Genomic DNA, 12,931 nt, shown 5'->3' with positions numbered 1-12,931 from the left:
TACGAGCCTTGTGCTGCGCGCGTATTCACCGGAGCGATTGGCCGCTCTCTGCGGCAAACAAGCTCAACTTGTGAATCGACCCATCGAATAGCGCCCTCTTGTGTAAGGGGGCAGGAAGGAACATCGTGCCCCCGAACAAGGTGGGCTTGCGTTTGCTCAATTGGGCGTCACAGCTCGAGGACAAGACACTCGAGCAGGCCCGTGAGACAGCGTCGATGCCGTTCGTGCATCCGCACGTCGCCCTGATGCCCGACGCTCACAGCGGTATGGGAAGCGCAGTCGGAACCGTGATCCCGACATTGGGTGCAGTGATACCGGCTGCAGTCGGAGTCGATATCGGCTGCGGAATGATCGGCGTCCGAACAGAATTCACCCTCGCCGACGTCGACGGCCGCAATCTGACGGACTTGCGACTCGCCATCGAGGCAAGCATCCCGCTGTCGCCGGGCAACTACAACGCCGGTGTGGATCGATGGCAGTTCACTGCGCCCAAGCTGGTCGAACTCGAGGAGTTGGCGGCCAAGGACGGTGTCGAGCTGAATCATTCACCGCAGTGGCGTGAACAGCTCGGTTCGTTGGGCGGCGGCAATCATTTTGTCGAGCTGTGCCTCGACGAAACCGATCGTGTATGGCTGTTTCTGCACAGTGGGTCGAGGGGCGTCGGCAACAAGATCGCGAAGAAGCACATCGCGATCGCGCAGCGTCTGTGTGCCCAGTGGTGGATCTCGTTGCCCAACAAGGATCTGGCGTACCTGCCCGAGAGTGCGCCTGAATTCGGACGGTACATCCGAGATCTGAAGTGGGCGCAGCGGTTCGCTTACCTGAACCGGGCCGAGATGATGGACCGGTTCGGCGCGTTGTTCGCCGAATGGATGGGAACCGACGATCATCGCGAGGTCGAGCGGATCAATTGCCATCACAACTACACGGTGAAGGAAACGCACGCTCAGAAGGATGTGTGGCTCACACGCAAGGGCGCGGTAGACGCACACGAGGGTGTCAAGGCGATCATTCCCGGGTCGATGGGAACTCGTTCGTATGTGGTCGTCGGTAAGGGCTCGCGGGCGGCGCTGCGCTCTGCTCCTCACGGTGCCGGGCGGCAGTTCTCGAGGACCGAGGCCAGGAAGCGGTTCACCCACGAGAACCTGCGCGAGCGGATGGTAGGGATCGAATTTCGCGACAGTGCCGACTTCATCGACGAGATTCCCGATGCCTACAAGTCCATCGATGTCGTGATGGAGGACGCCCGCGACCTGGTGACGATCGAGCACGAGTTGCGGCAGATCCTCAACGTCAAGGGGACCTGAGCGCGGGTTCGTCCCGTGGTTCGGCCACACTTCTGTCCTGTGCGGCTGAACGACAAAAGACGCGCGTCGAGATCTGCTCTCGGCGCGCGTCTTCGGTCCACAAGGAGATGAAGCGGAAGCTCAGTCCTCTTCGGGGCAGGAGAAGGTGACCGTAACGTTGCTGCGGTCGATCGGTGCGAAGTACACCGAGCGCATGGCTGTTGCTTCGCGATCTGCGTAGGCGCATCCATTGATCGGGCCATCGAGCTTGATCAGCATGAGGTTGCCGGTGTCTTTGATCGTCGCGCGAGCCTCGGAAATGGAACTGCCCTCGATGTCATCCTCGAAATCGGGGACAGCATCTGCTGCATTCGCCATCGGCGCGAATCCGATCGCGCAGGCAATGGACAACGTGGCAACGGCCAACGACTTCTTCAACATGACATCTCCTCGGTTTCAATCTGTTGGCTCCTGCTGACTGATTGCGGCCACAGGGGCGTGTGCAGTCACCGGAGGTGTATAACTCACGTTGAACTTCAGCCAGCCAGTGCTGACCTTAAGTTTCGTGCTCAGACTAGCAGCGCATGCGGTGTTCCGGCGCGCCAGTCGCCGATCGACTATGTCGCATATGTTGCTTATATCTGGTTGCGCTGTGGGAAGGGACGATGGACGTCGGACTACGTGTGCCATGGCCAATCTTGCCCAGTTCATTGCACTGACGCGTACCTGCCGCAACCAGGAGTTCCTAGATTCCCCGTCCGAGCTATCTTCCCGACCCCGACGGGATTGTCCGCGTTCGTCCCGTTGTGCGTCGTTGTTCTCGTACTGTTCACTCAACTGCTTCGCTTGGTTAACGGATAGAGCGGGCGTCGCCTTCACCATCGATTCATGACGCTCAATCCCGCAGGCGAGACCGTCGCGACCGGTATCCCGGGCACGCTCGCCGAGAACATGACCATGGCCGAGCAGCACGATTGGCATCGGTCGTTCCTGCGGCGGCACCCGGTCAGTCGACGAAATTTCCTGGTGGGGGCGGCCGCGACGGCCGCCGCGGTAGGCGTCGGGAATTCGGTGTTCGCACGTAACGCCTACGCGCAGGATGCTCCGCTGGCGGTGGCTGGGCGGCACATGGGATTCGGAAACGACCCGGCGACACAGCTGCGATTCTCCGCCCAGCTTTCGCGCAATCCCGGGATCACCGGAGTCTTTCTCGATCACGGACCCACACCGGCACTCGGCGCGACGACGTCCGCGGAGGTGCGCAACCTGATCAGCCAGGTGCCGCAGACCGACGGCGGCATCCTCTCGGCCGAGCAGTATTACGTGCACGTACCCGTGGACAATCTGACGCCGAAGCTGCCGCATTACTACCGCTGGCGCACCGCCGACGGCTTCGTCAGCGACATCCGCAGCGCATCTCCTGCCGTGCCGACCGGTCGTATCGCTCCGTTCCGGTTCACGATGATGGGCGATCAGGGCAACGACGAAACCCCCTCGCAACCGGAGGGTTTGGTTGCCGGCGACTACGACGATCTGTACTACAAGGCAGACAACGAACCGTCGGTCAAGCACGCGCGCAACATCAATCGTCAGATCGCGGCCTCGCACCCGGATTTTCACATTCTGGCCGGTGATATCGCGTACGCGGACCCGTCGGGTTCTGGTGTTCCGCCTCAGTTCGCCAAGCACGGACAGACCCCACCGAAGGGATTCGACAAGTTCAACCCGTTCGTCTGGGACGGCTATTTCCAGGCGATCGAAGCCAGTGCGTCGACCGCGCCGTGGTTGTTCGCCACAGGCAACCACGACATGGAGGCGCTGTACAGCCCCAACGGATACGGCGGCCACGCAGCGCGTTTGGATCAGCCGACCAACGGGCCGAAGGGCTGCCCGTCGGCCTACTCGTTCGTCTACGGCAACACCGCGGTGCTCTCGCTCGACGCGAACGACGTCAGCTACGAGATCAAGGCCAACACCGGGTACAGCGGTGGAGCCCAGAACACCTGGGTGGAGCAGACTTTGGCGAAATACCGGGCCGATCCGAACATCGACTTCATCGTCTGTTTCTTCCACCACTGCGCGTATTCGACCACCTCGACGCATGCGAGCGACGGCGGTGTGCGCGACGCATGGGTGGCACTGTTCGACAAGTACAAGGTGGATGTGGTGCTCCAAGCGCACAATCACGTCTTCGAGCGCACCGATCCGATTCGTGGCAATCGCGCGACTCGGGTCGCCGGTGACAACGCCACGGTCAACGGAAAGACCGACGGCACCGTGTATTACACCGTCGGCGGTGGTGGTCGTCCGCGCTACACCTTCCAGGACGGCGAGGGCGTGAGCTACCGCGGCAACGAGTTGCCCGACACCGCAGTTCCGAACAGCTACGTGTGGGCACCGGACGGCACCAAGTCGGCCGAGTCCATCACCTGGTCGAGGGTTCGATTCCTGAACTACTCGTTCGTCAGAGTCGATGTGGTGCCGGGTCTTCCGGGCATCAAGGCCAGCACGATGACCATCGGTGCCATCGACGAATACGGCAATGAGTTCGATAGGTTGACGTTCACTCGAGACATCCCGGTGGGCCCGATTTTCGGCTCTTCCTAGGCTCTCCCATGTGCGCGGAAATTCGACCCCTGCTACGAACTTCCGTGCACGTGCGGCGAAGCCGCTCTACAGCCACTTCTGACGCTTGAACACCACGTACAGTGCTGTCGAGCAGAGCACCATGGCGACCAGGGCGAGTGGATATCCCAAGTGCCACTTCAATTCGGGCATGTCCTCGAAGTTCATGCCGTAGATGGCGGCGACCAGGGAGGGTGCGAAAAGAATTGCACCCCAGGACGAGATGCGCTTGACCTGCTCGTTCTGTTCCAGGCTCACCTGCGTCATGTTGCGCATTTCCTCGTTCTGTTGTTGCGCAACCATGGTCGAGTGCACGGTCATCGCGTTCTGCAGGATGGACCGGAATGCCTCGATGCGGTCGGAGATGCGGATCGCATGGTCCAGGACGTCGCGAAGATTGCGCTGCAGTTCGACGTCGACGTGATACTTGTCCGATCCGCGCTTGAGGGATTCGATCATCTCGACCAAAGGCTTTGCGGCGCGGTCGAATTCGGACACCTCACGCAGCAGTGAATAGATGCGACGCGACACGCTCGGATCGCCGGTGAACAGTTGATCCTCGATCTCGTCGATGTCGGTCTGCAATCCCTTGATGACGGGAACGTACTCGTCGACCACTTGGTCGAGGATGCCGTACAGAATCGCCTCTGGCCCGAGTCCGAGCAACTCGGGGGATTCCTCAAGCCGGTGCCGCACCTTCCCGAGCTCGGGCGATTCGGCGTGACGAATGGTGACCACAAAATCCACGCCGAGAAAAATGTGCAATTCGCCGAATTCGACCTTTTCGGTCTCGTCGATATATCTGGCGGGGCGCAGTACGACGAAGAGCTGCTCGGCATAGCGTTCGAGCTTCGGTCGCTGATGGGCTGCGATCGCGTCCTCGACGGCCAAACGATGTAGGCCGAATTCGTCTGCAACTGCGTTGATTTCACGGAGCTCGGGACGATAGAGGCCGATCCATGCCATTCCGTGGCGATCCCGCATGCACTCGAAAGTGATATCGAGGCTTTCGGGATTCGCAGTTCGCTTCCCCTCGACGTAGACGGCGTTGTCGACGATCGGCACTTCGGGTCACCTCGGTTCGAGAAAGAAGCGTGCCGGACGGCACCCGATCGAGACTATCGCCTGAACGTAGGGCGATGCAGCAGCGAGTGCACCCAGGACCCTCGCATGTTGCTGTGAATCCGCCGTCGATGCCGTGACATGCTGATCCGATGCTTCTCGACCTCCTCGGCTACCTCGGTATCGCAGTCTTCGCGGCGTCGGGTGCTTTGATCGGAGTGCATCGCCGGTTGGATCTGTTCGGAGTCTGCGTCGTCGGAATCACGACGGGTATCGGCGGTGGAGTCATTCGTGATCTTCTCCTCGGCATTCATCCGCCGACGTCGCTGGACACGTGGCCGAACGTCACCGTCGGCTTCTGTGCGTCGCTGGCCGTCTTCGTGGCGCACCGACAGATGGGCAAGGTGCGACGCGGTGTTCTCGTGCTCGACGCATTCGGCATGGGACTGTTCGCTGCGACCGGCGCGACGATCGCGTTGGCGGCCGGCGGGAGCTCCCTGTCGGGAGCCCTCATCGGCACCACAACCGCGGTTGCCGGCGGCGTGATTCGAGACGTGCTGGTCAACGAGGTACCGCTGTTGCTTCATCGGGATCTGTACGCTCTGCCCGCCCTGCTCGGCGCGACGACCGTCGTGTTGGCCGATGTTCTGACCCTTCCGGAGAACGTGGGACTCGTCGCGGGAACAGTGCTCGCGACGGGGTTGCGACTGCTTGCGCTGTGGCGAAAGTGGAACCTCCCGCTGGCCCGCAACCTTCCGAGCCTGTAGGCGGTCGTCGGTGGAGTAGGTACCCCTCTCAGCCGTATCTCAGTCGACCAGGACAAACTGTACGAATGCGGATTTTGGTGGTCGACGACGATCGAGCAGTGCGTGAGTCGCTGCGTAGGTCGCTGACGTTCAACGGGTACACCGTGGACCTGGCGGTCGACGGGCTGGATGCGCTCGAGCAGGTGGCTGCGGCGCGGCCCGACGCGTTGGTGCTCGACGTGATGATGCCTCGGCTGGACGGCCTGGAGGTGTGTCGTCGACTGCGCAGTGTCGGTGACGATCTGCCGATCCTCGTCTTGACGGCACGGGACTCGGTCTCCGAGCGTGTCGCGGGCCTCGATGCCGGTGCCGACGACTACCTGCCCAAGCCGTTCGCGCTCGAGGAACTGCTGGCCAGGCTGCGAGCGCTGCTTCGCCGCACCGCGATGGAGGCGGGTATCGACTCCGAGACCATGACGTTCGCGGACTTGTCCTTGGACCCGGTCACCCGTGAGGTCTCGCGCGGCGAACGCTCGATCAGCCTCACCCGAACCGAATTCTCGTTGCTCGAGATGCTGATGACCAATCCGCGCCGAGTGCTGACCAGGAGTCGCATCCTCGAGGAAGTCTGGGGCTACGACTTCCCGACGTCGGGCAATGCGCTCGAGGTGTACGTCGGCTATCTGCGGCGCAAAACCGAGGCGGAGGGGGAGTCGCGGTTGATCCACACCGTTCGCGGTGTCGGATACGTCCTGCGCGAAACGCCTCCGTGATGGTCGCTCCGTTCGGACGCAAGACGCCCGAGAGTGTCGGCTCGTCGCCGGCGGCGATGCGACCTCCCATGCCGCTGACGCGGTCGGTGTCTCTGCGGTGGCGGGTGACGTTGCTCGCGGCGTCCGTGGTCGCGATTGCGGTGGCGGTCATGGCGATCGCGGCGTACACCGTGGTTTCACGAGCGTTGTACGGCGACGTGGATACGCAATTGCGTTCGCGTGCATCGGCTTTGGCGGAATCGAGTCTGGTCTCCTACGACCCGCGGTTCGTGGCGGGAGCCACGCTGTACAGCACCGACGTGAGTGTGGCGCTGATCTATCCGGATATGACCAGCTACAACCCGCCCGGGCCGAAGGTCCCGATCGGGGACGCCGAAGTCGCCGTGGTGCGCGGGGATCAGGAATTCTCGCTGCGCACGCTCGACGATCAGCGGGTGCTCGCGCAACGAACCCAGGACGGCAGCACCCTCATCGTTGCGCAGAGACTGCTGCCTACCGGCAAGGTGCTCGATCGCCTGGCCTGGGTGCTGCTCGTCGTCGGTGCCTTCGGAGTGGTGTTGGCTGCCGGAGCCGGAATGGCTGTGGGACGCACCGGCTTGCGGCCGATCGCTCGGTTGACCGCCGCGGCCGAGCGCGTGGCGCGAACCGATGATCTGACGCCGATCCCGGTGACCGGCGACGACGAATTGGCGCGTCTGACCGAGAGTTTTAACACGATGCTTCGGGCGCTCGCCGAATCTCGCGGCAGACAGAGCAGATTGGTTGCCGACGCCGGTCACGAGCTTCGGACTCCGTTGACCTCGTTGCGGACCAACATGGAGCTGCTCATCGCAGCGGGGCGCCCCGGTGCACCGTCCATTCCCGACGACGACATGGCGGAGTTGCGGACCGACGTGGTTGCGCAGATTCAGGAACTGTCCACGCTGGTGGGAGATTTGGTCGATCTGGCGCGCGAGGATGCGCCGGAGACGGTGTTCGAGCGCGTCGACCTGGCCGACGCCGTCGAACGCAGTCTCGAGCGGGCGCGCCGTCGCCGCAACGAGATCGACTTCGATGCAACGCTGATGCCGTGGTTCGTCTACGGCGATCAGGCGGGACTGTCGCGGGCCGTGCTGAACGTGCTCGACAACGCAGCAAAATGGAGCCCGAGCGGCGGCGAGGTACGAATCTCGATGCAGCAGATCGGGGATGGCCTGCTCGAATTGACGGTGGACGACGCCGGGCCGGGTATTCCCGAGGAGGATCGTGAGCTGGTGTTCGAGCGCTTCTACCGCTCGACGGCATCGCGCTCGATGCCGGGATCCGGTCTGGGACTTGCCATCGTGCGACAGGTGGTCGTCAAACACGGCGGCACCATCGGGGTCGAGGTGTCCGAGCGGGGTGGTGCGCTGATCCGAATCGTGTTGCCCGGTGAGGGAGCGTCGGAACCCGGGACACTCTCGGCAAACTGATAGCCGGATCTCAGCGCCCTCTCAGTACCGCCCTGCACAGTGAGTAGCAAGAAGGCGGGCGGACCTCTGGGTCCCTACTGAAGGAAGCAGCAACGATGAGCGACGACCGTAACGAATCCGAACAGACCGGACAGGGTGCCGGTGGCGAGCAGCATCCGGCGGACCGGGCTTCGCGCGGCGACGAGCAGAACTACTCGACCCAGCAGCATCCGACCCGGCAGCATGAGACACAGCAGCATCCGACCCAGCAGCTCCCCCCTCAGCAGGGTTATCCGCAGCAGTACGCCGGTTACGGCCAAGGTGCATACCAGCCCGGCTACGGACCGTACGGCCAGCAGGGTGACCCGCGCAGTACCCAGCACACGCAGGCGCATCACGCCCAGCCTCAGAATGCTGCACCGCAGACGAATTCGGCACCGGGCACGGTGAAGGCGCGCCCGGGTCGGTCCGCGTTGGTCGCCGGAGCGATCGCGCTGGTTCTGGTCGGGGGCGGCATCGGCGGCGCAGTCGGTGCGATTGCCACCAACAATGCCAACGGGAACGGTGGGGGAGCCACCAACTCGCTGAACTCCTCGGTCACCGCCGCGCAGCCGGCCGCCAACTTCCCCGACGGCTCCGTCCAGGCGGTGGCCAACAAGGTCCTGCCGAGCGTCGTACAGATTCAGGTGAAGGGCTCACAGGAGGAGGGCGAGGGCTCGGGCGTCATTCTCAGCAGTGACGGCTTGATCCTCACCAACAACCACGTCGCGACGGGCGCGGGTGCCAACGGCCAGCTCACTGTCGCGTTCTCCGACGGCTCGGTGGCCGACGCCACGATCGTCGGTGCCGATTCGGTCTCGGACATGGCCGTCATCAAGGCCGAGGGCAAGTCGAATCTGACGCCCATCGAGCTCGGTTCCTCTTCGAATCTGGAAGTGGGACAGCAGGTTGTCGCTATCGGTTCCCCGCTGGGTCTGGCCGGCACCGTCACCACGGGCATCGTCTCCTCGCTGAACCGGCCCGTGTCGACGTCCGGCGAGTCCGGCAATCAGAACTCGGTGATCGACGCCATCCAGACCGACGCCGCGATCAATCCGGGCAACTCCGGTGGTGCGCTCGTCAACACCGACGGTCAGTTGATCGGCATCAACACCGCGATCGCCACGATCGGCGGTAGCGGGGGATCGGGAGCGCAGAGTGGCTCGATCGGACTCGGGTTCGCAATCCCGGTCGATCAGGCCAAGCGCATTGCCGACGAACTGACCACCACGGGCAAGGCGACTCAGGCCATGATCGGGGTGCAGGTGCCGTCGCAGGACGATGCCAACGGCGCAACCGTCGTCGAGGTCACCGAGGGCGGACCGGCAGCGGCTGCGGGCATACCGCAGGGCGCGGTGATCACCAAGGTCGACGATCGCGTCGTCTCCAGCGGTGACGCGTTGATCGCAGCTGTGCGATCGCACGCTCCGGGGGATTCGGTCACCATCACCTACACCGAGGGCGGTAGCGAGAAGACGGTGAACGTGACGCTCGGCACTGCCGAGCCCGTAGCTGCGCAGCCGCAGACCCAGCGCCAGGAACAGCAATTGCCGTTCCAGGTCCCGTCGTTCCCGGGCGGTCGCTGATGTTGCGGGAAGCAGGCAGGCACGGCACGGTTGCAACGATTTACGCACAGCGTGAGCCGGGTAGAGGCCTAACTACTACGGTGAGCGGTATGGAACTCGACGCACCACTGGCAGGGCGCGCGTTGGTTGTCATCGTTGACGACCGAACCGCGCACAGCACCGAGAAGGATTCGACGGGCCCACTCGTCACGGAACTGTTGACCGAGGCAGGCTTCCTGGTCGACGGTGTCGTCGCTGTGACGGCGGACGAAGTGGATGTCAGGAACGCCCTCAACACCGCAGTGATCGGTGGTGTCGATCTGGTGGTCTCGATCGGAGGCACCGGCGTCTCGCCCCGTGATGTGACCCCGGATGTCACCGCGGAGGTGCTCGATCGCGAGATCCCGGGTATCAGTGAGGCGCTGAGATCGTCGGGACTGGCGGCCGGTTCTCTGGATGCGGGTCTCTCACGCGGGTTGGTCGGTGTTTCCGGCAGCACGTTGGTGGTGAATCTCGCGTCCTCGCGGGCCGCTATCCGCGACGGGATGGCGACGCTGACGCCATTGGCAAGTCAGGTCATCGCCGAGCTGTCCGGGTTGGACGCATAGCGATACCGATGAGCAACGAGCCGAGAGACGATCGATCGGCCGAAGACGACGCGAGCCGGGCCCGAGCAGAACGGGCCCGGCTCGCTCGTATCTTCGGTGAGGTACTACCGGAGACGACCGGGGACGAGCGAAACGACGCTCCGGACGCGGAGTCGAGCGGTTCGAAGTCGGACGAATGGTTGAAACAGCAGCGACCACCTCATTACTTTTGATGTGATCCACGACACATTTTCTTGGCTGGAATGACAGGTCTGTTAGTTACTCGTTTACCTAGCGTTAGCGAGCTACCCGGTAGTAGCTACGGTCGCTAACGGTCGAAACGGGCTCGGTGGACGTATTCCAGACCGGACTATCGGGCCGATCCGATCATGGATGCGCGAGGGTATTCCCACATCAGGGTCGGTTTACTCGTATGAGGCGGATGTAACAGTTCGGCCCCTGTGAGAGATGCTGTGACGCGGGTTATCGCTAACACGGCTGTGAAAGTTGTTCACGCCGCGGAAACACATCACAGAACGGCAACGTTCGAGGGCCGATCGTAGGGATTGTCACGGTCAGGCAACTCCTCTAATGTTCCCCTCAGCTTCCGACAACGAGGGCGTGGGACCGACCGGTGCCGCGCCCTTCACCACGGGACTGCAGGATCGAGGATGTGGCCTTCACGGCTCCATCCGGCTCGGGCTCGTACGCATCGTTGCGTCCGATCTAGTTCGAGGGTGAAAGCCACAAGCTTCCCCGTGCGACACCGCGCTGGGACTGAACATGATGAGGAATAAATGACGGAGATCCAGAAGTCGCGGCGCAGCCGGGGACTCAAGTCCATGAGCGTTGCAGTTGCTGCCAGCGCCTCGGTAGTCGGCCTGGTGCTCGGTACCGGAACCGCTTCTGCCGCTGTCGACAGCGCGAAGTCCATCGTCGACGCCGATGGCAACACGGTGACGTTGACCCTGTCCGACTCCTTCGTCAGTGGCGTTGCGCCTCTCGACGGAAACCCGCTCACCCGTGAGTGGTTCTACGACGGCCGCGCGACCTTCGATGTTCAGGGCCCCACGGCTGACGAATTCGAGGGCACCCTCACCGCCGGCCTGCAGATCGGCTACCCGTTGAGCCTCGACGGTGGAGTGTCCATCGAGTGGGCTTCGCCTTCCGCCAACCTCGGCATCAGCAGTGGCAACGACTCCACCATCGGCATCGATGGCACGCTCGGCGATCTCATCCCCGATCCGACTACCGGACTTCCCGATCTCGACGCGGTCCCCCTCAAGAGCACCGCTACCTCGGGCAGCGGCCTCGACGTCGGCGTCCAGCTGATCCCGCAGGCAACTGCGACCATCGATCTCGCTCCCGGCGGCGGCGTCGTTCAGTCCGAGAGTGCAATCGCCACCTTCAACGAAGAGGCGAACATCTCCAAGACCGAAGGTGACGCTGCAGGCGCACAGGGCTCCATCCAGCTCGCTGGCGTCCACGGCACAGCAACGGGCATCCTGGGCAACGTCACGGTTCGTCCGTACGTCACCCTGCTCAGCGCCAAGGGCGACTCGATCACCACGTACGGCCCCGCAACCCGCCTCAACTGATCTTCTTCGGTTGATTCTGGTTCGCTAGTTCCTCCGGTTCAGGCCCGCATGGATTCTCCGTGCGGGCCTGAACTATGTTCGCCGTAAGCACATTTCGACGTTCAAGGAAAGGTTCAGAAGTAGTGATGCATCGCAAAGCCCGTCTCACAGTGTTCGCAGCAGGAGCCGTCGCAGCTCTCGGATTGGTTACCGGCTGCAGTAGCAGTGACGAGGGGGCCACCGGTCAGAACACCGATGCATGCAACACCTTCGCCGCCGACCACAACACCTTTGTCGGCCTGGTCACCGCCGGACCGGGGTCGGCAGCCAACATCGAGAAGTGGACAGCCGACAAGCAGGCTGCCGTCGACGCGTTGAAGTCGGTACCAGGCACGGCCTCCGGCGACGTCGCGTCCGCTTCCTCCACGTTCGTGGAAGCGCTGCCCGCCGACACGCTCGAACTGTCGGAAACCGACAGCGCATCCGGCAAGGCCTTCGTCGACAACGGTGCAGCCGTTGCCTCGGCGTGCGAGGCCGACGGCACCACGATCACACTCGACGAGTTGCCTCTCACTACCTTCACCAACTGATCGCCTGAAGGCCCTCTCTGCCTGCCTCATCACCCCCCGAAAGAATGAATGCGCCATTCACGCTGTCAGACAACGTGAATGGCGCATTCAATCGGACAGGGTGACCATCACAGCCGCATCGGCCGCGTCCGGACGGCCAGGGGTCAGTCCTTGGAGTGCTTACCCAGATCCGGCGCGGAATCGATCGCGTCGCCGCTACCACCGGTGGTGTCGGCTCCGGTCGACAGTTTCTGTCCCGCTGCGGTTCCCCCGGCGAGGATGTCGCGAATCTGCACCAGCACGTCGACGTCGCTCAGTTCCTTCTCCGGCTGACTGACGAAGCGCTTCTTGGCGGTGTTCACCGGCAGAATGAGCACGAAGTAGACCACTGCGGCGATGATGATGAAGTTGATGATCGCCGTGATCACCGCACCGATGTTGACGAACGATTCCGGGGACGACGTGATGTTGAAGCCGAAGCCGTATTCGTTGCTGCCACCGAGGGCTGCGACAAGAGGATTGATGATGTTCGTGGTGAATGCGGTGACGATGGCGGTGAATGCCGCACCGACGACCACCGCGACTGCGAGGTCCACGACGTTGCCGCGCAACAAGAAATCTTTGAAGCCCTTTAGCATGAGCCCTTCTCCCAACGTTCGGATTGTTCTGTCC

General features: G+C 62.9%; 12 protein-coding genes. 9 read left to right on the top strand and 3 right to left on the bottom strand.

The window, feature by feature from the left end; genetic code table 11:
- The first annotated feature begins 122 nt into the window (after positions 1 to 122).
- Positions 123 to 1,307 carry an RtcB family protein gene (locus tag MTX35_RS03710; protein ID WP_374230238.1) on the top strand — a complete coding sequence of 395 codons (1,185 nt, stop codon included), beginning with the start codon at positions 123 to 125 and terminating at the stop codon, positions 1,305 to 1,307.
- A gap of 120 nt (positions 1,308 to 1,427) precedes the next feature.
- Here the strand turns inward: MTX35_RS03710 and MTX35_RS03705 are convergent, their stop codons facing one another.
- Entirely contained in the window at positions 1,428 to 1,727 is a 300-nt protein-coding gene (locus tag MTX35_RS03705; RefSeq protein WP_243593689.1) for a hypothetical protein, read from the bottom strand.
- A 447-nt stretch (positions 1,728 to 2,174) separates the two neighbouring features.
- On the opposite strand from MTX35_RS03705, the gene MTX35_RS03700 reads away from it, so the two are divergent.
- On the top strand, positions 2,175 to 3,893 hold the full coding sequence (locus MTX35_RS03700; RefSeq protein WP_243593688.1) for a metallophosphoesterase: 1,719 nt from the start codon (positions 2,175 to 2,177) through the stop codon (positions 3,891 to 3,893).
- Between the two features lie 66 nt (positions 3,894 to 3,959).
- Here MTX35_RS03700 and MTX35_RS03695 read toward each other — a convergent pair whose 3' ends face one another.
- Positions 3,960 to 4,976, bottom strand: coding sequence for a magnesium and cobalt transport protein CorA (locus MTX35_RS03695; protein ID WP_243593687.1), 1,017 nt, complete (start codon positions 4,974 to 4,976; stop codon positions 3,960 to 3,962).
- Positions 4,977 to 5,125: 149 nt separating this feature from the next.
- Between MTX35_RS03695 and MTX35_RS03690 the strand changes: the two genes are divergently transcribed.
- The 7 genes from MTX35_RS03690 (at position 5,126) to MTX35_RS03655 (ending at position 12,280) form a co-directional block, all read left to right on the top strand.
- Positions 5,126 to 5,740, top strand: a complete 615-nt coding sequence (locus MTX35_RS03690; RefSeq protein WP_243593686.1) for a trimeric intracellular cation channel family protein — start codon at positions 5,126 to 5,128, stop codon at positions 5,738 to 5,740.
- A gap of 65 nt (positions 5,741 to 5,805) precedes the next feature.
- Positions 5,806 to 6,492, top strand: a complete 687-nt coding sequence (locus MTX35_RS03685) for a response regulator transcription factor (RefSeq protein ID WP_027496041.1) — start codon at positions 5,806 to 5,808, stop codon at positions 6,490 to 6,492.
- Positions 6,492 to 7,943 (top strand): HAMP domain-containing sensor histidine kinase, encoded by a 1,452-nt coding sequence (locus tag MTX35_RS03680; RefSeq protein ID WP_243593685.1) that lies wholly within the window; start codon positions 6,492 to 6,494, stop codon positions 7,941 to 7,943. The genes MTX35_RS03685 and MTX35_RS03680 overlap by 1 nt, the downstream gene beginning before the upstream one ends.
- Positions 7,944 to 8,038: 95 nt before the next feature.
- On the top strand, positions 8,039 to 9,547 hold the full coding sequence (locus MTX35_RS03675) for a S1C family serine protease (protein WP_243593684.1): 1,509 nt from the start codon (positions 8,039 to 8,041) through the stop codon (positions 9,545 to 9,547).
- Between the two features lie 89 nt (positions 9,548 to 9,636).
- Positions 9,637 to 10,134, top strand: a complete 498-nt coding sequence (locus tag MTX35_RS03670) for a molybdenum cofactor biosynthesis protein B (RefSeq protein WP_032377304.1) — start codon at positions 9,637 to 9,639, stop codon at positions 10,132 to 10,134.
- Between the two features lie 776 nt (positions 10,135 to 10,910).
- Positions 10,911 to 11,711: an MspA family porin gene (locus tag MTX35_RS03660; protein ID WP_243593682.1), complete on the top strand. Its 801-nt coding sequence runs from the start codon at positions 10,911 to 10,913 to the stop codon at positions 11,709 to 11,711.
- Between the two features lie 125 nt (positions 11,712 to 11,836).
- The gene (locus MTX35_RS03655) at positions 11,837 to 12,280 is read left to right on the top strand and encodes a hypothetical protein (protein ID WP_243593681.1); all 444 of its coding nucleotides are present in this window, start codon (positions 11,837 to 11,839) and stop codon (positions 12,278 to 12,280) included.
- 143 nt (positions 12,281 to 12,423) lie between these two features.
- Here the strand turns inward: MTX35_RS03655 and mscL are convergent, their stop codons facing one another.
- Positions 12,424 to 12,897 carry a large conductance mechanosensitive channel protein MscL gene (gene mscL, locus MTX35_RS03650; RefSeq protein WP_243593680.1) on the bottom strand — a complete coding sequence of 158 codons (474 nt, stop codon included), beginning with the start codon at positions 12,895 to 12,897 and terminating at the stop codon, positions 12,424 to 12,426.
- Between the last annotated feature and the right edge of the window lie 34 nt (positions 12,898 to 12,931).

The organism is Rhodococcus sp. ARC_M12 (assembly GCF_022810385.1).
Lineage (GTDB): Bacteria > Actinomycetota > Actinomycetes > Mycobacteriales > Mycobacteriaceae > Rhodococcoides > Rhodococcoides navarretei.
Note: the sequence above shows the minus strand (reverse complement) of the source record. Positions and strands in the feature narration are given on the sequence as shown.